Below are 19,846 nucleotides of genomic sequence, written 5' to 3' on the forward strand. Positions count from 1 at the left end.
GCCGATGACATTCGGGGGCGGGTACATGACGCTGACATATTCACTTGATCGGGGCTATGGCGGGCAGGGGCGGTTGGGGTTGATTGTGTTGTCAACCGACGAGACGCTGGAAAACGAGGCGCGCCAGATCCTGGCCGGGCAGCCGGTGAGCCTGTTGCATGCACGTATCCCGGCGCAGGCCGAGGTGACACCAGAGGCGTTGAAAACCATGGAAGATCATATGGTTGGGACAGCGTCCTTGTTGCCCCAGGGTATGGACGTGGTGGGTTATGGCTGCACCTCAGGGGCGACGGTGATTGGGCCGGATCGGGTGGCTGATTTGATCTGCCAGGTGCAGGGCGAGGCGGCGGTGACCAATCCGCTGAGCGCAGTGATTGCCAGTTTGCAGGCCTTGCGGTCCCGGCGGATTGCTTTGCTCACGCCATATGTTGAAAGCGTGAATGCTCCGCTGGTGACAGCATTGAGGGCGGAAGGGATTGAGGTGCTGACCCAGGCGAGTTTCAACCAGAGCGATGATTGGAGCGTGGCACGGATTGCCGAGGCCGATACGCTGGCGGCGATTGAAACCCTGGGCAAGACGGAAGGCTGCGACGCCGTGTTCGCCAGTTGCACCAACCTGCGGGTGCTGGGCGTGCTGGAACAGGCCGAGGCGGCGACCGGCCTGCCGGTGATCTCGTCCAACCTGGCATTGATCTGGCACATGCTGCGACTTGGCGGGATTGACGCTAAGGGATGGGCGCCGGGGCGGTTGTTTGGGGTTTGACAGCGGGTGAAGCCATTCACCTCGCCCAATACCGTTGCCTGCAATTGCTGACAAAGCTGCCGCCGAACCTTTTCGGAGGCTTCTTCGCTTCGTATGAGTCCTCGTTGGCATGTTGATCCACGTCAAGGGGGCACAATTGCCTTCTTTCTAGCATCAAAACAAGATTACTAGGGAGTGGACCATGGGATATCTAAGACAAGCGTTGCTGATCGCGTTGATGCTAGTCACCTCAGTCGCAAACGCAGAGACACGCACGAAACTCTATTCGAAAGGAAGCTGGTCTCTTTACAAGGTTGATGGATTTGTCGTCCGCGAAAAACGCGGAATCTCTAAGCACAACAACGCGTGTGTGGCGGAAGTGAAGGCTGCAAAAGGCCTTTTGAGAATAGCAGCCTCGCGATCCGGGTGGATTGTAGTTCAAGTCAGTTCGCAAAATTGGAAATTCAGAGCCCGCAAAAGCAGTTTTCAGTTAAAGTCCGGAGGCGCCACTTCGGTTTTGAGCGGTTCGACGTATTCTGGAAGTATGATACAGCACATCGGAGGGCACACTGGGAACATGATTACACAGCTTTTCTTGATCAAATTACTTGGTTCAGGAACCATAAACATAATCGACAACAAGAGAAGAACGATCGCAAAGTTCCCCCTTTCCGGTTACGTTGCCGTCATGGAAAGAACTCTATCATGTGCGGGTATGAAAATGCCGTAGTCCGTCACGGCCCTACACGATTGGTAGGCAGCATTTTGGGGGCTCGAAGAGGTAGGTTTCGCCAGCGCAGGTCAACTGATGGCTGTTATGGGCTCTCGCAGGACATTGATAGTTACTCCAAAGAACGACAGCAAAGCGTAAACCGGATTTGGCCCCATGAGGCGAGCGGTACTCAGCGTGTCAGCTCGCGCATGCCTTCTTCGATACCCTTGAGGGTCATCGGCACCATTCGGTCCTCGAAAATCTCTTTCACCATGCCGATGGAATGGGTGTAGCCCCAGTGCTTTTCCGGCACCGGGTTGATCCACATATGGCTGGGCCATTGCTCGCGGGCGCGTTGCAGCCAAAGCTGGCCGGGCTCGGCATTCCAGTGTTCATTGGCGCCGCCGGGATAGGCGATCTCGTACGGCGACATCGACGCGTCGCCGACGAAAATGCATTTGTAATCAGGGCCATAGGTGTGCAGCACGTCCCAGGTTGGGATTTGTTCGTCCCAGCGGCGGCGGTTGTCGCGCCAGACGCCTTCATACAGGCAATTGTGGAAGTAATAGTATTCCAGGTGCTTGAATTCGGACTTCGCCGCCGAAAAGAGTTCCTCAACCAGCTTGATATGGGGGTCCATTGAGCCACCAATATCCAGAAACAGGACCACCTTGACCGCGTTGCGCCGCTCGGGCCGGGTTTTGACGTCAAGATAGCCATGTTCGGCGGTGGCGCGGATGGTACCGTCGAGGTCCAACTCGTCATGGGCCCCGTCACGGGCCCAGCGGCGCAGGCGTTTCAGGGCCACCTTGATGTTGCGGGTGCCCAGTTCGACGTCGCCGTCGAGGTTCTTGAATTCGCGCTTGTCCCAGACCTTGACCGCGCGTTGGTGGCGGCTTTCCTTCTGGCCGATGCGCACCCCTTCGGGGTTGTAGCCATAGGCACCGAACGGCGATGTGCCTGCGGTGCCGATCCACTTGTTGCCGCCTTGGTGGCGGCCTTCCTGTTCCTTCAGGCGCTCCTTGAGCGTCTCCATCAGCTTGTCAAAACCGCCAAGCGCCTCGATCTCGGCCATTTCCTCGGGGCTGAGGTGCTTTTCGGCAAGTTTTTCGAGCCAGTCGCCGGGGATGTTCACGGCCTCCAGAACGTCTGAAATCGAGATGTTCTCGATCCCCTTGAAGGCGGCGGCGAAGGCGCGGTCGAACTTGTCGAGGTTGCGTTCGTCCTTCACCATGGCCGAGCGGGCGAGGTAGTAGAACCCGTCGACATCATAGGTCACCATGCCGGTCGACATCGCCTCGAGAAAGGTCAGGTATTCGCGCAAGCTGACCGGGATGCCTTCCTTGCGCAGGGAGTCAAAGAAAGGCAGGAACATCCGCCTCAGCCCCCCTGACGCAGGATCAAGATATTGATGATCAAGGCGATGATGGCGAAAACGATGCCGTAGACGGCACCGTATTGGGCCATGTCGAGCCCTTTGCCTTCGCGTTTCTTGGCTTGGTAGATGCCAAATAGCACCCCCAAAGCGGCCGCAATCCAGACCATGTGTATTTACCCGCGTTTTCCCTTCAGCGGGTTGAGCGCGCCGATTTCGCGCATTTTTGCACGCACGGCCCAATCCGCGCCAAATCCGTAACGTGCCCAGCCGAGACTGTCCAGTCGAACGGTCGCAGCCTCCGAGGCGCGACCGGTGAGTTCAAGCGCCTCGGCCCGCATCAGCATCAGCGTCGACAGCAGTGCGGCATTCTCGTGGCGTGATGCGATTGGAATGGCGCGGTTGACATAAGCCAACGCGCTGCGGCCATCGCCCTGGGTCAGGGCATGGGCGGCCAGCTGGCTGGCGACATAGGCGCGATGAAGCGTGGTGTGGGGCGAGGCGGCGTAGAACCGGTCCGCAGTCTGGAAGTGACCCAGGGCGGCCTCGGTATCCGTGGCGACGGACAAACGCCCGACGGCATAATGGGCGAATGCGCGGCGATGATCCTGCCAGCCCAGCGATTGGGCGATACCCAGTGCCTGACGCGCGGCGTTGCGACGTTGTTTGTGATTGGCACCGGGGCCAAGCGCGGTCTGGATCGCCCTGATCCAGCTGCGTGGGGTGGGGGCCGGGCGTTGTGTCGGCATGGCTTCGCCGCCGGGGTTGAGCCGGGCCAGGATGGCGGGCAGCCGCGCGGCGACCTGGCGGCGGGTCATACCGTTATACAATTCCGGCGCGTAATAGGCGCGCAGGATCAGCATGTCGAATCCGGTCAAGACCGTATGAACATTGTCATCATTGAAGACCGAATCCGGCAGGCGGTAGAGATCGTTGAGCGGACCGATGGCCTGGGCCAGTTCCTCGTGCAGGCAATCGCGCACCTCTTGCGGGCTGGCATCCGACGGTACAAACACTGCCATCTGCTCGCGCGACCGCAGAAGGCCCCAGTTGGCCCGCGCACTGCGCCGGGCGGCGCGGTATTGCGAAATATCGGTGATGTTGGGCACCACGAAACAGGCGGCATGGGGCAGATTCTTGCGGATCTGCGCCCGGGTCACGGCCTGGATGGTGATATTGGCGTGCTCGGACCGGGTCATCGAAACGCGCAACCCGGCCTCGGTATTGAGGCGATAGATCAGCCGGGCCAGATCCGGCATCAGCGTGGCGGGGGCAGCCCCGGTCACGCGGATCGAGATGGGTTGTTCGAACCTGGTGAAGACCGGCAATTCACGGCCCGATTCCAAACGGAAGGCCAGTTCAAGGAAATCGCGGCTTATATCGGCATTCGAGCGGCGTGGTTGAACCGGAGTCGGGGTCGAGAAGGTCTTGACCGGGGGCAGGGCGCTCATCGCGGCTGGTTGCGCCGCGCGCGAGGCCTGATCTGGTATCGCGCCGGGCATACAGCCGACAAGCAACAGGCAAAAAGGAAGCAGATGATTGCGCATGAGCTACCCTTTGCCCAGCCAGGAAATCAATGAGATCTGCTTCTGTGGCCCGGATAGAGTCATGATGAGTGTCAGGCGTCGGGACGTGCCCACTTTGGTCGGTTCGGCCGACAGCGGAGCCAGCGGGGCAAGTTCAGTGCGCCCGTCATCGTTACACATATCCCGATCCGCGCACAAACGACGCACAAGGGTATCGGGCACCAAGTCATTGGCTTCCACGTTTCTCGATCCTGCCTATTCTTTTCTTTGGAAGAACTTGTGCCTTCCTTTCCTGACGTCCTTAAGGAGCAAATAAGGCGAAAAAGTGGCGACGCATCCAAGGTGCGGGTCCGGTCAGTGAAGGCAATATTTTATCGCATAAAGTCAAATGCTTGGCGTGCGTCTTTGATGCAACACACTTGTCCGGACATAAATGGTGCCTTGGATCAGTCGGGCTTGATGACGGTTTCGCGATACCAGACATAGATACCCGCCCCGGCGATGATCAGTCCGCCCAGGATGGTCAGAGTGTCGGGGAAATCTCCGAATATGGTGGCGCCGTAGAAGGTGGAAAACACCAGTCCAAAATAGGCAAACGGCGCCAGCATACCGGCTTCGCCCGCCATCAATGCCCGTATCAGGGCCAGTTGCCCGGCGGTGCCGCAGAGCGCGATGGCGAGCATGACGATGAGGTCTCCCGGCGCCACGGGCTGCCAGAAGAACGGCACGGCGGCCGAAAGGGCGATCGCGCCGAACAGGGCGGTGTAGAACAGCGAGGTCCAGGCGTCCTCGTCTCGGCCGACAAAGCGGGTGGTGAGCGCATAGGCCGAGTAGCAGATCGCCGCGCCCAGCGGCAAGAGCGAGTAGAGGGTGAAGACATCGGCCCCGGGGCGGATCACCAGAAAGGCGCCAATGCAGGCGGCGAGAATGGCGAAGGCCCGGCGCAGACCGAATGTTTCGCCCAGAAACACGGCGGCGCCCAGGGTGATGAACAGCGGGTTGGTGGACATGATCGCTGCCGCCTCGGCCAGGCCGATATTAGAGATGCCGAAGAAGAACAACACAGTGGCACACATCAGATAGACCGAGCGGGCCAGCTGTAGTTTCGGGTAACGGGTGCGCAGCACGCTGCGCAGACGCGGCAGGACCAGGATGAACACCACCAGGGTCTGGCCCAGGTAGCGGGCCCAGAGGGTCGGCATCGTGCCGATCCGACCGGCCAGAAGCTTGGCCAGCGCGTCCATCGACGAGAACATGAAGATGGCGGCGATCATCAACAGGATCGCAGTGGCCTTGGGCGAGAGGCTGCGCATCGTGGGCTTCCGGTGTGGTGGCGCGCGCCAACCGGATGGCTGGGGCGCATTTCCGGCGACCCTATGCCGGGCAAGGCGGGCTGTCCAGCACCTGCGCCGCTTGGCGTGACCACGATTTTTCTTCCGAAAATCGGGCCGCGGCGGGTGCTATTCCTCCTCCTCTTCTTCGGGGTCGAGAAAGGTGATTTCGCCATTTGCCTGCAAATCGCGGATGGTGCTCACAACCGAATTCATCGCTGCTTCGCCATCCTTGGGTTTTATCTTGCCGCGTTCCCCGGCTTCTTCGCGCATGTTCTCGGCCATGCGTTTGGAAATGTTGTCGAAAATGAATTCGACCGCGTGTTTCATCGCGGGGTCTTCAGTGGCCATGGCATAAGCAAGTGCGATAAAAAGGGCATCGGGATCGGCGTCGCGGGTGATCTTGGGGGCGTCCAGCGGCGCAACCCTTTTGGGGATGTCCGGGAAGGTGAAGATCGCCTTGCGAACCTTCTGACTGAACTCGGCGGCGTCTTCGTCGAGCGCGGTCAGCACCTCGTCGCGTTTGCCGGCCTCGGTTATGTTGAGGATCGAGCCGAGCCGCGCTTCGGGGTCTTCGTCAAATGCGCGGAGCGGCTGCATTTCGAATTGGGCCGCCAGCGACAGACCAATTCGGTCGACGGCTTCGGGGGTGACAGCTCCGGTCAGCGACACCGCATAGGTTATACGCCGGGCACGGCCACCCGGGATTTTGCCCAGTAGCTCGGCTGCCTTCTGGACCGGTAGTTTCGACAGCAGCACGGCCGACACTTCGGTGCTTTCACGCTCGATCACCTCTACCAGCCTTTCAGTTTCCAGTTCGCGGATGAAACCCCAGGGATCGCCGGTCTGGCGCACCCCGGCCTCCTTGCGCAGACGGGCGGCGGTCTGCGGTGATATGCGGCCATCCAAGGCGGTGAGCGCCCCAGCCAAGCCACGGGGGAAGGTCAGGCCCATGCGCTCAAGCTCATCGGCAAATTCACCCACCACCTGTTCCAGCGTGGGGCGGTCGATATAGCGCATCGCGCCCATCTGCTGGGTCAGGGCGGTCTGCAAGTCGTCGGGCAGTTCGGCCAGCGGTACTTCGGCTCCTTCCTGCATCAGGAACCGCACGATGATCGCGGCCTTCTGGCGGCGGTCGAGCATGGCGGGCAGGGAAGAGGCGGGCGCGGCGAGTTGTGCAAGCGGTTGCAAGGCGGCGTGTCCATGGCAGTTGAAGCTATGCCAAAAACCTAGTGCGCGAGGGTAAAGAAGTTCTGAAAAATCGGTTCAAGAAGACAAAGACCCGGAGGGGTCCGAGCCTTGCCTGCATGAATTGGAAACTGGGAGTGTCAGCTTGAGACTTGTGGCACGCAGGTACCGGTTGCCATGTCCATCACCATGCCTTCGGCACAGGACATTGCGTGTTGCTCATGGGCCGGGCAGGCCAATGCCAGCGAGGGGGCCAGGATCAGGGCGATAACGGCCAGGGTCGTTTTCATCATGTGTCCTTTCGCGGTTGAGATGCCGTAAAGGTAGCATGCAAAGGGGGGCGAGGCGATCACGAAAACGTGAGGCCATCGTCAGGCAAGCCAGAACTCCCGCTTGAAATAGCTGTTCAGGTCGACCAGCCAGCTTGTCGGGGGAAGATCAAGAATGGCGGTTGCAATCAACAGGACGACGATGCCGAGCACCAGCACCATCTCGGTCCGGTTGCCATAGGGGTGAACGCGGGTGCCGCCAAGAAGGTTGCGATAGATCGGTATGTGCAGCACCAGATGCCAGACTGCAGCCAGCGAAAACCAAAGCGCTGCGCCCAAGTGGATAGCTTCCCAAGTGCCGCGATCAAGGCCGATGAACTGCCAGGATGTTTCACGCGCAATTCTGCCGGATGGGCCAATTGTCAGGACAACGCCGCTGACCAGCATGGTCAGAAACCCCAACGTCACGCCGAAAGCCGCCAAGGCGCGTTTGGAAAACGGGGCGCGTTTCGGTTGATCGGACATGTGAAAACTCCGCGCAATCGGAAAGACTGCGCGGAGTATCGTGGCTTTGCTTCCGGGTGTCGTTGACCGCGGTCAATTCCGGTGTGATCAGCGGCTTAATCTTTGAAGACGCGGGCGAAGATCGTGTCGACGTGCTTGGTGTGGTAGCCCATGTCAAATTTTTCGTTGATGCCATCAACGCCCAGGGCGGCGACAACATCAGCGTCGGCCAGAAGCTGTTCCTGGAAATCGACCCGCTCTTCCCAGACCTTGAGTGCGTTGCGCTGGACCATGGAATAGGCGTCTTCGCGGCTGACACCGGCCTGGGTAAGGGCCAGCAGCACACGTTGCGACATCACCAGACCCGGGAACTTGTTCATGTTGTCGAGCATGTTCTCGGGGAAGATCAGCATCTTTTCGACCACGCCGGCAAGACGGTGCAGGGCGAAATCAAGCGTGATGGTGGCGTCCGGGCCGATGCCGCGTTCAACCGAGCTGTGGCTGATGTCACGTTCATGCCATAGGGCGACGTTTTCCATCGCCGGGATCACGGTCATGCGAACAAGACGGGCGAGGCCGGTCAGGTTCTCGGTCAGGACCGGGTTTTTCTTGTGTGGCATCGCCGAGGAGCCCTTTTGGCCCATCGAGAAGAATTCGGCCCCTTCCAGCACTTCGGTGCGCTGCATGTGGCGGATTTCCACGGCGATGTTCTCGATCGACGAGGCAATGACGCCGAGGGTGGCGAAGAACATGGCGTGGCGGTCTCGCGGAATGACTTGGGTGCTGATCGGTTCCGGGCGCAGGCCGAGCTGTTCGCAGACATGGTCTTCGACCGCTGGGTCGATATTTGCGAATGTTCCAACTGCGCCGGAAATCGCGCCGGTGGCGACCTCCCAGCGGGCCTTTTCCAGGCGGTTCTTGTTACGGTCCATTTCGGCATAGAAACGGGCAAAGGTCAGGCCCATGGTGGTGGGTTCGGCGTGGATGCCGTGGCTGCGGCCGACGCGGACGGTGTCCTTGTGTTCATACGCGCGGGTTTTCAGGGCGGCGAGCACGCGGTCCATGCCTGTCAGAAGGATATCGGCGGCGCGCACGAGCTGCACGTTGAGTGTGGTATCGAGCACGTCCGAGCTTGTCATACCCTGGTGCACGAAGCGGGCCTCTTCGCTGCCCACGTGTTCGGCCAGGTGGGTCAGGAAGGCGATGACGTCGTGTTTGGTGACGGCCTCGATTTCGTCGATGCGGGCGACATCGAATTCCACATCCTTGGCTTTCCACACGGCCTCGGCATTTTCGCGCGGGATCACGCCCAGATCGGCCATGGCATCGCAGGCATGGGCCTCGATCTCGTACCAGATGCGGAACTTGGTGGCGGGTTCCCAGATGGCAACCATATCGGGACGGGCATAGCGGGGGATCATGTTGACGCCTTCGTGATTATGAGCAGGGTTCGGCGCGGTCATAAACTGCGGGGGCGTAGACCTCAAGGGAAGCGAAGCAGGTGAGACGGGTTGCTATGGTTCTGGTCGCTGCATTTATCGGTCAGGGCGTTGCCGCGGACGCTTGGCGCGCCATGAGCGGTCAGCAGATTCTTGAAGAGCTGACCGACCGCGAGCTGGTTTATGACGGGGGCGCATGGCAGCGGTTTAATGCCTCGGGCCGAACGCTTTACAACGCGGGGACCGACAGTTGGGGATATTGGAGCGTGCGCGGCGACCAGTATTGCAGCCAATGGCCGCCCGATGCCTTTTGGGCCTGTTATGACATGGCAATGGATGGCGAGCGATTTCGTTTTGTCGATGCGTTTGGAAACGTGAGCGCAGGCACCCGAAAACCCGTCAAGGGGGAATAATCGGCAAAAGTTGACCTTACGTCATGCTGCGGTGCAGCTTTCGACTTGCATGCGGTTGTGTGCTGTTGCAGAAAACGCTGCGAACAGATGACATCCAACGGAGGAAAGTAAGTTGGCAACATCCATGACGAACAAGGTCCTTGTCGAGACCTTCGGCGCAGAACAGGGTGCCGCCCTGCGCGCCAAGCAGGCCATTCTGGTGCTGGCGGGCATCGCGATTCTGGCGATTGCCGCCAAGATCAAGGTGCCGATGTGGCCGGTACCGATCACCATGGGGACCTTTGCGGTTCTGGGGCTGGGCGCCGCCTATGGCCCGCGTTTGGGTCTGGTGACGATCCTGGGCTACATGATCGTCGGCGCGCTGGGCTTTGACGTGTTTGCCAACTCGTCGGCCGAGAAATTCGGCCTGACCTACATGATGGGCGGAACCGGTGGCTATCTGGTGGGATACGTGCTTGCCACCCTGGCGCTGGGCGCGCTCGCGCAGCGTGGCTGGGACCGCTCGGTTCTGTGGATGGCGCTGGCCATGCTGATCGGCAACGCGCTGATTTACCTGCCGGGTCTGGCGTGGCTGGGTCAACTGTATGGCTGGGACAAGCCGATACTGGCCTGGGGCCTGACACCGTTCCTGGTGGGTGACGCGATCAAACTAATTCTGGCAGCGATGATCCTGCCGGCAGCGTGGAAGCTCGTGGGCAAAGCTCGCGGCTGATCCGAGCTCGAGAATTGCGAACGCCCGGGCCGCATCGCAGCCCGGGCGTTTTTTTTGGCGGTGCGTGCAAGCACACACCCTACAGTTTGACCATCTCGCATTCCCAGCCGTCATAGCGGCCTACTGCGCCATCGAGCGCGCCGACGATCATGTCGGTGACAAGGTCGATGCCATGCGGCGCGTCCTCGCGCCAGAACCGGAGCTGGGTGGCGCCGTCCTGTTCTTTGATACTGTCGAGCAGGAAGCCCTCGGCGCTGGCGGCCTCGGCAAATTGGCCGGCGGTGGGTGCGTCGGGGAAGGTGGCGTAATGGTCGATGCGGCGGCGTTGATCCAGGCGGTCACCGGCGGCTTGAAGCTGCATCAGCTGGGCGCGGTTGCGGATCTGCTGGAAGGCGGAAGGCGCGGGGTAGAGGTAGCCGCGATAGACCTCCCATTCGAGATCAGTGCGGGCACCGATCTCCATTGCATAGTTGGAATGGGCCTGCTGAAAATCCAAGAGCGCCGTCTTGGCCGCACCGCCATCGCGGAAATAGGCGAAGAAGTCGCGCATGCCGTCATGGGTGACGCGGCCGGCAAAGATGCCGCTCTGGGCATCGATCACTTTCGACAGGTCATCCTCGAGGGCGGCGAGGGGATCGAACTCTTCCTGGCTGGAGAGGCCGCTGGGTTTGGGCGATTTCATCTTGACCGAAACATAGACGCAGTCGGTATGGCCCTGCACCGGGGCGCGTTCGCCCAGGGAGAGGTTGACGAAGCAGGAGGACGGTTTGCCGTCGACCCGGCCGAAGTAGAAATCCCAATAATCTTGTGCGTTTTCCATGGGGTGTGTTTAGGGCATTTGTTGCGGGGAAGGGAATGTCCTAGTTGCCGCAGGGGCCGAGGGGAGAGGTGCGCTATGAAAGCGCACCTTACGCTGGTGCCATCACCGTGACGATTTCGGAGGAACGTTCCAGTGTGCGGTGCACCGGGCATTTGTCGGCGATTTCCATCAGGCGGGCGCGTTGGTCGTCACTCAGATCGCCCACCAGGGTGATTTCGCGGCGGAACTCGTCGATCTTGTCGCGCGAGCCGGCGGTGGCGTCCTGAGCGTGGACCTTGGCGTGATGCACATCGACGCTGACGTGATCGAGCGGCCAGCCCTTGCGCCGGGCATACATGCGGATCGTCATCGATGTGCATGCACCAAGCCCGGCCGAGACGAAACCATAGGGCGACATGCCTTTGTTGGTACCGCCGTAGGCCAGCGGTTCGTCGGCCAGCGCATGGTGCATCGGGCCAGAGGCAATGTCCTGCAGGAAACCGTTCGGATCCGCCTCGGTCACACGGGTTATGCCTTCCGGTGCGCCGGGGGGCGGGGCGGGGGGTGTCAGGTCAAGGTAATGGGCGGCCCAGGCGGCGATCACGCCTGCGGCGTATTCGGCATCATGCATGTCCGAGATCAGGTGATCGGCCTTGTCGAGGGTGACGAAGCTTTTGGGATGTTTGGCGGTCATGAATATGTCCGCGGCATTCTCGATGGCGACGATACTGTCGCGCGGCGCGTGCAGCACCAGAAGTGCCTTTTTCAGATGGGCCACGGCCTGTTCCAAGTCATGTTTCGAAATGTCTTCGATAAACTGGCGCTTGATGGTGAAGGGGCGGCCGCCAAGATCGACCTGGGCTTCACCCTCGCGGCAAATGGTTTCGATACTGTCCGAGAAATTCTCGGTTACATGGGCCGGATCGAAGGGGGCGCCGATCGTGACGACGGCGCGGGACGACGGGATGTCCCTGGCAGCGCGCAGAACAGCGGCGCCCCCCAGAGAGTGGCCGATCAGCATGTCAGGGGCGAGGTTTTGCCCCTCAAGCCAGCCAGCGGCTGCGCGCAGGTCTTCGAGATTGGTGGCGAAGGAGGTGTTGGCGAACTCGCCTTCGCTGTGTCCAAGCCCGGTGAAATCGAAGCGCAGCACGGCGATACCTGCCGCCGCAAGGCGCTGGGCTATTCGGCGGGCGGCAGGGATGTCCTTGGAGCAGGTGAAACAGTGGGCGAAAAGTGCCGTGGCCAAATGCGGGCCGGAGGGCCGATCGAGACGGGCGGCCAGTTCCAGGCCGTCGTGGCCGGTGAAGGTGATCTTTTCGGTGGGCATTTGAGTCATCCTCTCGCGGTGTTGGCGAGAGGGTGGGGCGGACGGGCGTGAAGTTCAAGTGTGGTTACAGGGGGATGACAGGGGTGTGAGGGAAGGTGCGTGAAATCACGCACCCTACGGGGTCAGGCTTCGCCCATCAGCACCGGGTCAAATGGGTACGTCGTCAGATTCTCGTACCCGATCTCGGTGATCAGCACCTGATCTTCGATCTTGATCGAGAAGTCACCACCGTCGGCGGCCACCAGCGCCTCGACGCAGAGCACCATGCCAGGCTCGAGCGCATAATCGTAGCTGCCTTTGACGTACTGATCCTCGTAGGCCACCAGCGGCCATTCATCGCATAGCCCGACACCGTGCATCTTGCAGCCGTATTTCCACTTGTCGAATTGTGCATCCAGCTTGTGCCCGTTCTTGACCAAATCCTCAATTGTGACTCCGGGCTTCAACAAGGCCATGTTGGTCATGATATGCTCGTGAGCGTGGCGCATGGCGTAAATCATCGCGTTGCTGGGCTTTTCATCACCAATCCAGAAGGTGCGCGAGATGTCGGTGCAGATACCGTAGGGGCCAATGAGGTCGGTGTCATAGGCGATGATTTCATTGTTCTGCACGATGCGGGGGCCGCATTCCTGAAACCACGGGTTGGTGCGCGGACCCGAGGTCAGAAGCCGGGTTTCGATCCATTCGCCGCCGCGCTTGATGTTCTCGGCATGCAGTACGGACCAGATGTCATCTTCAGATGTGTTGCCAAGTGGGACGTTTTCGTAGGCAAACTTTTCCATCGCTGCCATTGAGCGTTCACAAGAAACGACCGAGCAGCGCATGGCAAGGATCTCATCTTCCCCTTTGACCGAGCGGGCCTTTTCCGTGGCTTCCTCGCCTTCCATGATCTCGAAACCCTGGGCTTCCAGCGCGCGCAACCCGTGCAGCATGATCTTGTCCACGCCCAGCCGCTTGTTGCCGCCCGAGTGTTCCTCGATCAGGGTGCGGACCTCGTTCGAGAATTTGTCGGCGGCGATGTCGATCTTGTCACCGCGGTCGAAGTAAAACAGGTCGGCACCCGAGCGAACCTCGCGCACCAGCGGGTTGAACTCGGTCAGGAAGGGCGAGTTCTTGTAATCCCAGATCACCATGTAGCCATCGGCGCAAAGCAGTACGGCGCGGAACGGATTGTGGGTGTTCCAGAGCTGCATGTTGGTGGTGTCGGTGGCGTAGCGGATGTTCAGGGGGTCGAACATCAGAAGGCCGCCATAGCCGCGGTCAACAACGTGCTGGGTCAGGCGTTTCCAGCGGTATTTGCGCATCCGTTCGAGATTGGGCAGCGCCAACCCGACCGCTTCCCATTCGCGAAACGCCAGTTGGGTCGGGCCGATCTCGATCCGGTTGTTGTCATTGGGGGTGCCATCGCCCAGGCGGTCGCCGCGGTTCGGGTCGATTTTGCGGATGTCGCGGTAATGGTCGGTCATGGTGTTGATCTCGGTGAAGGCTGAATTGAACTGCCATGGATGCTGGGCCGGGAATGACGCGACTGCATGTAGAAAACCGACCTGATTGGGTGTCGTTTTCGCCATGTTTTGCGGCAATGGAATCCGGTCTTTTCATCGCGGGATTGCGGGTCTAGGGTCGCGCCATGATCCTTCAACGCTCCATTCCTTATGACCCGCTGACACCGATGCCTTTGCCCGGGATATCCCCACTCGACAAGGCGGATTGGATCACGGTGGACGATGCCTATAACGGGCAGATGGAAGAGCGCGGGCGGCTGATCCGCGAGGCGCGGGACGCGGTGATCGCGCTGGAAGAAAGCGCGCGGCCGGCAGCAGAGGAACTTTTGGATGAGGTGATCCGCGCGGCATTGGAAAAGCCCGGGTTTGCCTACAAGAACAAAGTTATGATGCGCCCCGATGGTGGGGCAGTGAAGGTAGACCGCGCAGACCCGCTGGGCACCCTTGGCCAGTTGGTTCAGGAAGATTTCTGCATTCTTGAAAAGCAAGGTGACGAGCATGTGCTGACCGGCGCGGTGCTGTGCTTTCCGGCCAGTTGGAGCCTTGATGAGAAATTCATGAAACCACTGATCGGGATCCATGTGCCGGTGGCGAGTTATGACGACAATATCGCCCGCCGGGTGCAGCGCCTGTTTGACGGGGTGCGGGTGGAGCGCCCGATGTGGCGGTTCAACGTGCTTTGGTATGCGGATGCGACCCTTCACCAGCCGCGTCGCGAGGCAAATCGGCGCGCGGAACGGGGCGCGCACGAAGCGCAGTTCCTGCGTTCGGAAAAACAGACCATCCGGCGGTTGCCCGAGACCGAGGCGGTTGTCTTTGGGATCCACACGTATGTCTTGCGTGAAGAGGATGTGGCGAAGCGGGGGTGAGGCCCGCTTCGACCGTGCTTAAACGCCTAGGCCGCGAAAAGCGACAGGTGCGGGGTGCCGTCCGAGGTCTTGTCGACGGTCACGCCCTGGGCGTTCACCGTGCAACTGACCTGTTTGCGCCAGTTCGAGAAATGGCGCGAGGTGACAACATCGACCGGTGCGTCAAACGCGAGGGTCAAGCGCCAGAAGCCGCCGGTGCCCTCAGAGGCAGATTTGATCCGACCGGTGAAGGGGTGTGACAGGTAGCGCCCGCGCACGTGCTGGCCGATCTGCCAGCGAGCCGGGTTGTCCCAGGCCGCGGCGGCACGTGCTGTGTTCCAGTCGCGGTGGCCATGCTGGCGTGCCACGGTTTCAAGTGCCGTGGCATGGGCCATGGGCGCGCCGGATTCCTGCATAGTTGCGCGCAAGCGGCGGGCCTGAGCCTTGAGCTCGGCAATGGTGGGTGTTCCTTGTGTCATCTTTCTGTTCCCGTGGTCATCTGTGACAGGCGGGGTCCGCATTGCCGCCGCTCGTGACCGATGGGTCAGAGTGACTTGAATACGCAGGACTTCACCAATGCCGATTGGCCGCGGACGGCTGGGGCCTGCACCCGCGCCACGAGATAGGGACGCAAGTGTGGTCTGTCAATGCTAAGGGACCAGGGGTCAGTCCAGCAGGCTGCCGTAAAGTTCGTATTCCGCTTTGTCGAAGCGGTTAAGGTAACGCGCCATCGGTGCGCGGGTCCGAATGCGCTTCAGCCGCTCGTAGGGGTCCGCCTCAGGGGTGGCCGAGACCTGGCGGACGAATTCGGCGCCCTGCGTCACGGTTTCGATCATCGTGTTGGCGCTGGCCATCATTGCCTGCCAAATCACGCTGGTCTGGGCCTGATCGTTGCGCACGGCGTTCCGGTAGGCCTCTCGCAGGCGATGGAAGCCGGCGTCGATCCGCGGGGCGGCGGCCACCTCGGCCACGGCGTCGGGGATCAACGTGTTATCGCCGGACAGATCGGTGAGAGCCGCGCTGGGTGATTCATCTGTGGCGGTTTGGTAGCCGTTGGTTTCAACCGGCATTTCGAAAGAGATCAACTCCTGCAACCCGCCTGCAATCTGGTCGAGGAACTCCGTGTCGAGCGCATTGGGGAAGGCTGCCCGGAAAACCGTGTCATAGGGCATCTCATCATAGGTGCGGGCCAGGATCTGTTCGCTGAGCTGTGCGCAGAAAACCGCGGCTTCTTCGCCTTCGGGGTGATCGGGATCGATACCGGTGGCAATCACCAGGCTGTAGGGTGCATTCTCGGATTCGGGTTCATCGGGGACCGTTTCCGGCGCAACCCAGGCCAGGCCGATGCGCAGAGATTCGATCTCTACGATCACGAGGTCATCGTGGTCGAAAGTCACAGAGCGGCGGCCGGTGCTTTTGGTGCGCAGCGACTGTTCGAATTCGTCGACGATGTCTCCGAACTTCAACGCAGGTTTTTGCGTGTAGATGGCTGCTACGATATTCGTCTCAACGGACATTGGGCCCTCTGGCGGGGTTGCTGTGTTATTACTCCCCCATAAGGCGAGATGAATCCGTCGAAATTTGGGCAAATTTGTCGTAAATCTGTGGAAGATGGCCCGGAAAACTGGGCTAGTGACGGGTGCGTTCTGTCCAAGTTCGCACCCGTCTGGAGGCGGATCAGCCGTCGATCTTGGCGCCCATGATGGCGAGCGATTGCTGGTAAACCGAGGCGGCGTTCCATTCCTTGAGCACACGGTAATTGTGGCTGCCCTTCTGGTAACCTTGGCCCGGTTTCCAGCCTTTCTTGCGCAGGTAGTTCGCGGTAGAGGCGAGCGCGTCGGCTTGGTTGTAGAAATCGACCCGGCCGTCACCGTTGCCGTCAACACCGTATTTCAGGGCGTTGCCTGGCAGGAATTGGGTGTGGCCCAGCTCGCCATGTTTGGCACCCTTGGTGCCGGGCGAAATCGAGCCTCGATCAATCAGTTTCAGCGCGCCGATGGCATGAGGGCGGAAGAAATCCGAGCGGCGGCAGTCATAGGTTAGGGTAACGATGGCCGAGACCACATTGGAGTTGCCCATGAACCCGCCAAACGCTGTTTCCATGCCATGGATAGCGATCAGCACGCCGGCAGGCACGCCGAAACTCTTTTCCAGGCTGGCGTAGAACGCCGGGTTCCGGGCTTTGCGCTTCCGCCCTTGGGCGATGATCGTATTGGTGCCGCGCACTTTCATGAATTTGTCGAGGCTGTACTTGAAGCTTTTCTGGTTGCGGTCGGCGACGATGGTCGCCTTGGCATAGCTGGTGCCAGCCAGTGCCTGAAGGCCACGCTTCTTGACTCCGGCCTTCTTGGCCTCCTTGGCGAAATCGGCCTTCCAGGCGTTGAAGCCCGAAGAGTTGTTGCCGCAATTGGCGGCGAGTGCCGGCGTAGCCAGCAAGGCGGTAAGTGCAAGGCCTGCAAGAGAAAGACGGGAAAAGGAAATCATGATGGTTCTCCGAAAACTGGTTCTCGGAGAGATGTTAAAGCGCGCCGCGTGGGGGGCAAGCGATTTCGCACGGTGTGCGCTGATGATGTTCGCGCTTTAGAACAGCAACCTGAACAGAACGTCGGTGCCGCCATTGGCATGCAGGATGGCCAGACCGCCAACTGCGGCCAGAACCCGAGCCGTGGTGGCAAAATCACCGCCACGGTTGAGGTTGAAGGCAAACATGATCCACGCCAGCGGAACCGAGAAGATTGCGACCAAGGCCGTCATGATCCATGTTGTAATCCGCAGAGGTAGTGACGCAGGGTTCTGGCTGACTTCGGATTCGGCCTCCTCCTCCCCATTCGGATTCAAGAGTTTGCGAGACTCTTCGCGGTCAAAGTTCCAGTTGTCAAAGTCAGAAAACGTAACTTCGTTGGGAATGACCAAGGGGGATTCCTGCGGCAGCAGTCGTACGCGCTCGATCTGATCGTATGTAGGTCCGGTTCTGACGCGGCGCGGAATAACGGGAAAAACGGCCAAGATGAATTGACGTGCGGGTACAGGAAGCTCCTTGCCCAGCCAGGTTACGGAGTCTGCTTTCAAGTCTCGCGCCAGCACCGCCAAAACAACTGCAAGGATCGACTTCGCAGACGAATGCGCCGGGTTTTCAGGGTCGTTTGCATTCAGTATGGGTTTGACCGTGACCCGCAGTTTGGTGGTCTCGGAGTCGCCATTTCCGATCTTGAGCCACAAAACAAGATTGTCACAAACGATCTCGAGGTTCGAAGGGTCGGGGTTTGTGACCGACACAACCGTTTGGTTGTTGTCAGCGAGGTAGTATCTAAGACTGGATTCAACGAACGGGTCATCAATCCGCGGGGGCTCCGCAAATAACAATCCGCCGGTGAATACGGAAAGCTCGATGGACATGGCTTCCTCTGATGAGAGTTTTGTTCACCCGAGGATCGCCCGCTTGCGTGAAGAAATCGGGGCGCAATTCGAACCAAATTGTGGTTAAATGCTGAGCGGTTCGAAACAGTCTGTTTCCAGATTGGATTAGATTTCGGCGTTCGGACAGACATGAAGGCGACCAAGAAGAACAGCCAGGAGGCTGCGGTAATCGCGTTCGAATGTGTCGGACCCTCTGGAATTTGGGTAGTGCAAGGTCCAGACTGGCGCGTTTGGGATGGCCGAGATGCGTCGTTTCCTAGTAGGTTGAAACAAATCCACTGCGTGAAAGGACGCCAATGCCCCATATCGGACCGGACGTGATCCTTGATAAACCCGCTCTGGTCCATGACAGCGCCCAGCTATATGGCAAGGTCTATGTCGGGCCCGGCGCCTCGATCTGGCCCAACGTTGTGACCCGGGCTGAGATGTACGAGATTCGCATCGGGGCGCGCAGCAACATCCAGGATTTCGTAATGATCCATGTGGGATCGTTCACCCCGACCATCGTCGGTGAGGATTGTTCGATCACCCATCACGTAACGCTGCATGGTTGTGAGATCGGCGACCGTTGTCTGATCGGGATCAACGCGACAATCATGGATGGCGCCAAGATCGGGGCGAATTCTATCGTCGCCGGGCATTCGATTGTCACCGAAAATGCCGAGTTTCCCGAAAACTCGGTGATTGCCGGGGTGCCCGCGAAGCTTGTGGCGACACGCGATTGCGGGGAGAAAAACCTGGGCAACGCTCGGTTTTACGAGATGAATGCGCGCAATTATGCGGAAGGGCGGGACCGGTTGAGTGATGAGCAGGTGGCGCAATTGACGGCGTTGTTTGGCGGATGACTGGTGGTGGCTTTTTGAGAGGGTGAGGCAGTCATGCCGCTTTTGATTTTTCTCGGGTTTGTGGTGCTTATTGCCGGATACCTTGGCTATCGGGCCTTGACGCGACGGCGGAAACGCCAGTCTTTGCTGGCCACGCCGCTGAGTGATCATCAACGGCGCATCATTGACGAACAGGTGCCGATCCTGCGCCGGCTGCCGTCCGAACTGCATCGCAATCTGGAGGGCAGGGTCAACGTCTTCCTGAACCAGGTGCGGTTTCACGGGTGCGACGGGTTAGAATTGACCGAAGAGATGGAGTTGTCCATTGCCGTGCAGGCCTGCCTTCTCGTGGTGAACAGTGACACGTGGTATGACGGCCTGACGACGATCCTGGTCTACCCTTTTGCGTTCAAGTCAAAGCAGGCCAAGCAGGACGGCTATGTCGTGTTCGAGGAGGAGAGCGTGCGGTTGGGTGAAAGCTGGCGGCACGGGCCGGTGATACTGTCCTGGGCGCACAGCGAACAAGGGGCGATTAACGATGTCGATGGGCAAAACCTGGTTTTGCATGAATTTGCCCACAAGCTTGACGAGCTGACCGGCGAGGCAAATGGCATTCCGCTTCTCGGGAAGGGGCACAGTTTCACCGAGTGGGAAAATGTGTTCGTCAAAGCCTACAAAACCCATGTGGCAAATGTCGAGAAGGGGCGCAAAACCGTGATCGACGCCTATGGGGCAACAAACTATGAAGAGTTCTTTGCCGTTTCGATCGAGGTTTTCTTTGAAAGGCCGCTGGCCCTGTTTCGGGAGGAACCCGAGGTTTATGCGCAACTGTCGAAATTGCTGCGACTGGATCCGAAGGTCTGGGGGTAAGGGCGCCGGCCACGAGCCGCAAAAGCAAAAGGGCACCTCGAAAGG

General features: G+C 59.8%; 21 protein-coding genes. 6 read left to right on the top strand and 15 right to left on the bottom strand.

Annotated features, from left to right (window positions below; all coding sequences use genetic code 11):
- The first annotated feature begins 25 nt into the window (after window positions 1–25).
- Complete coding sequence (locus RXV86_RS03690) at window positions 26–763, top strand: Asp/Glu racemase (protein WP_316297556.1); 738 nt, start codon at window positions 26–28, stop codon at window positions 761–763.
- An 881-nt stretch (window positions 764–1,644) separates the two neighbouring features.
- Here RXV86_RS03690 and RXV86_RS03695 read toward each other — a convergent pair.
- The 8 genes from RXV86_RS03695 to purB form a co-directional block, all read right to left on the bottom strand.
- Window positions 1,645–2,829 carry a VWA domain-containing protein gene (locus RXV86_RS03695; RefSeq protein WP_316297558.1) on the bottom strand — a complete coding sequence of 395 codons (1,185 nt, stop codon included), beginning with the start codon at window positions 2,827–2,829 and terminating at the stop codon, window positions 1,645–1,647.
- A 5-nt stretch (window positions 2,830–2,834) separates the two neighbouring features.
- Window positions 2,835–2,999: a hypothetical protein gene (locus tag RXV86_RS03700; RefSeq protein ID WP_316297559.1), complete on the bottom strand. Its 165-nt coding sequence runs from the start codon at window positions 2,997–2,999 to the stop codon at window positions 2,835–2,837.
- 6 nt (window positions 3,000–3,005) lie between these two features.
- A complete protein-coding gene (locus RXV86_RS03705; protein ID WP_316297560.1) occupies window positions 3,006–4,376 on the bottom strand; it encodes a DUF2927 domain-containing protein in 1,371 nt (456 codons plus the stop codon).
- Window positions 4,377–4,801: 425 nt separating this feature from the next.
- Entirely contained in the window at window positions 4,802–5,668 is an 867-nt protein-coding gene (locus RXV86_RS03710; RefSeq protein WP_316297562.1) for a DMT family transporter, read from the bottom strand.
- 147 nt (window positions 5,669–5,815) lie between these two features.
- Window positions 5,816–6,829 (bottom strand): FliG C-terminal domain-containing protein, encoded by a 1,014-nt coding sequence (locus RXV86_RS03715; RefSeq protein ID WP_316297563.1) that lies wholly within the window; start codon window positions 6,827–6,829, stop codon window positions 5,816–5,818.
- Between the two features lie 185 nt (window positions 6,830–7,014).
- Window positions 7,015–7,164: a hypothetical protein gene (locus tag RXV86_RS03720; protein WP_316297564.1), complete on the bottom strand. Its 150-nt coding sequence runs from the start codon at window positions 7,162–7,164 to the stop codon at window positions 7,015–7,017.
- Window positions 7,165–7,245: 81 nt separating this feature from the next.
- On the bottom strand, window positions 7,246–7,668 hold the full coding sequence (locus RXV86_RS03725) for a DUF4405 domain-containing protein (RefSeq protein WP_316297567.1): 423 nt from the start codon (window positions 7,666–7,668) through the stop codon (window positions 7,246–7,248).
- Between the two features lie 95 nt (window positions 7,669–7,763).
- Window positions 7,764–9,068 carry an adenylosuccinate lyase gene (purB, locus tag RXV86_RS03730; protein WP_316298437.1) on the bottom strand — a complete coding sequence of 435 codons (1,305 nt, stop codon included), beginning with the start codon at window positions 9,066–9,068 and terminating at the stop codon, window positions 7,764–7,766.
- Between the two features lie 80 nt (window positions 9,069–9,148).
- Here purB and RXV86_RS03735 point away from each other — a divergent pair, with 80 nt between their 5' ends.
- On the top strand, window positions 9,149–9,499 hold the full coding sequence (locus RXV86_RS03735; RefSeq protein WP_316297570.1) for a hypothetical protein: 351 nt from the start codon (window positions 9,149–9,151) through the stop codon (window positions 9,497–9,499).
- 124 nt (window positions 9,500–9,623) lie between these two features.
- Window positions 9,624–10,211 (top strand): biotin transporter BioY, encoded by a 588-nt coding sequence (locus RXV86_RS03740; RefSeq protein WP_316297572.1) that lies wholly within the window; start codon window positions 9,624–9,626, stop codon window positions 10,209–10,211.
- 79 nt (window positions 10,212–10,290) lie between these two features.
- Here the strand turns inward: RXV86_RS03740 and RXV86_RS03745 are convergent, their stop codons facing one another.
- From RXV86_RS03745 to dddP, 3 genes are all read right to left on the bottom strand, one after another.
- The gene (locus RXV86_RS03745; protein WP_316297573.1) at window positions 10,291–11,031 is read right to left on the bottom strand and encodes a DUF695 domain-containing protein; all 741 of its coding nucleotides are present in this window, start codon (window positions 11,029–11,031) and stop codon (window positions 10,291–10,293) included.
- Between the two features lie 88 nt (window positions 11,032–11,119).
- Complete coding sequence (locus RXV86_RS03750) at window positions 11,120–12,337, bottom strand: bifunctional alpha/beta hydrolase/OsmC family protein (protein WP_316297575.1); 1,218 nt, start codon at window positions 12,335–12,337, stop codon at window positions 11,120–11,122.
- 122 nt (window positions 12,338–12,459) lie between these two features.
- On the bottom strand, window positions 12,460–13,803 hold the full coding sequence (gene dddP, locus RXV86_RS03755) for a dimethylsulfonioproprionate lyase DddP (protein ID WP_316298438.1): 1,344 nt from the start codon (window positions 13,801–13,803) through the stop codon (window positions 12,460–12,462).
- Between the two features lie 164 nt (window positions 13,804–13,967).
- Here dddP and RXV86_RS03760 point away from each other — a divergent pair, with 164 nt between their 5' ends.
- Window positions 13,968–14,711: a DUF3445 domain-containing protein gene (locus RXV86_RS03760; protein ID WP_316297576.1), complete on the top strand. Its 744-nt coding sequence runs from the start codon at window positions 13,968–13,970 to the stop codon at window positions 14,709–14,711.
- Window positions 14,712–14,737: 26 nt separating this feature from the next.
- Here RXV86_RS03760 and RXV86_RS03765 read toward each other — a convergent pair whose 3' ends face one another.
- From RXV86_RS03765 to RXV86_RS03780, 4 genes are all read right to left on the bottom strand, one after another.
- Window positions 14,738–15,169, bottom strand: coding sequence for a glyoxalase superfamily protein (locus RXV86_RS03765; protein WP_316297577.1), 432 nt, complete (start codon window positions 15,167–15,169; stop codon window positions 14,738–14,740).
- 186 nt (window positions 15,170–15,355) lie between these two features.
- Window positions 15,356–16,207, bottom strand: coding sequence for a hypothetical protein (locus RXV86_RS03770; protein ID WP_316297580.1), 852 nt, complete (start codon window positions 16,205–16,207; stop codon window positions 15,356–15,358).
- A gap of 160 nt (window positions 16,208–16,367) precedes the next feature.
- Window positions 16,368–17,174: a lytic murein transglycosylase gene (locus RXV86_RS03775; protein ID WP_316297581.1), complete on the bottom strand. Its 807-nt coding sequence runs from the start codon at window positions 17,172–17,174 to the stop codon at window positions 16,368–16,370.
- 96 nt (window positions 17,175–17,270) lie between these two features.
- Window positions 17,271–18,086, bottom strand: coding sequence for a hypothetical protein (locus tag RXV86_RS03780; protein WP_316297582.1), 816 nt, complete (start codon window positions 18,084–18,086; stop codon window positions 17,271–17,273).
- 317 nt (window positions 18,087–18,403) lie between these two features.
- On the opposite strand from RXV86_RS03780, the gene RXV86_RS03785 reads away from it, so the two are divergent.
- The gene (locus RXV86_RS03785) at window positions 18,404–18,952 is read left to right on the top strand and encodes a gamma carbonic anhydrase family protein (RefSeq protein ID WP_316297585.1); all 549 of its coding nucleotides are present in this window, start codon (window positions 18,404–18,406) and stop codon (window positions 18,950–18,952) included.
- A gap of 33 nt (window positions 18,953–18,985) precedes the next feature.
- On the top strand, window positions 18,986–19,801 hold the full coding sequence (locus RXV86_RS03790; protein WP_316297588.1) for a zinc-dependent peptidase: 816 nt from the start codon (window positions 18,986–18,988) through the stop codon (window positions 19,799–19,801).
- Window positions 19,802–19,846 lie beyond the last annotated feature (45 nt).

Origin of the sequence: Aliisedimentitalea sp. MJ-SS2, from assembly GCF_032586155.1 — a bacterium.
Classification (GTDB): Bacteria; Pseudomonadota; Alphaproteobacteria; order Rhodobacterales; family Rhodobacteraceae; genus JAWHTC01.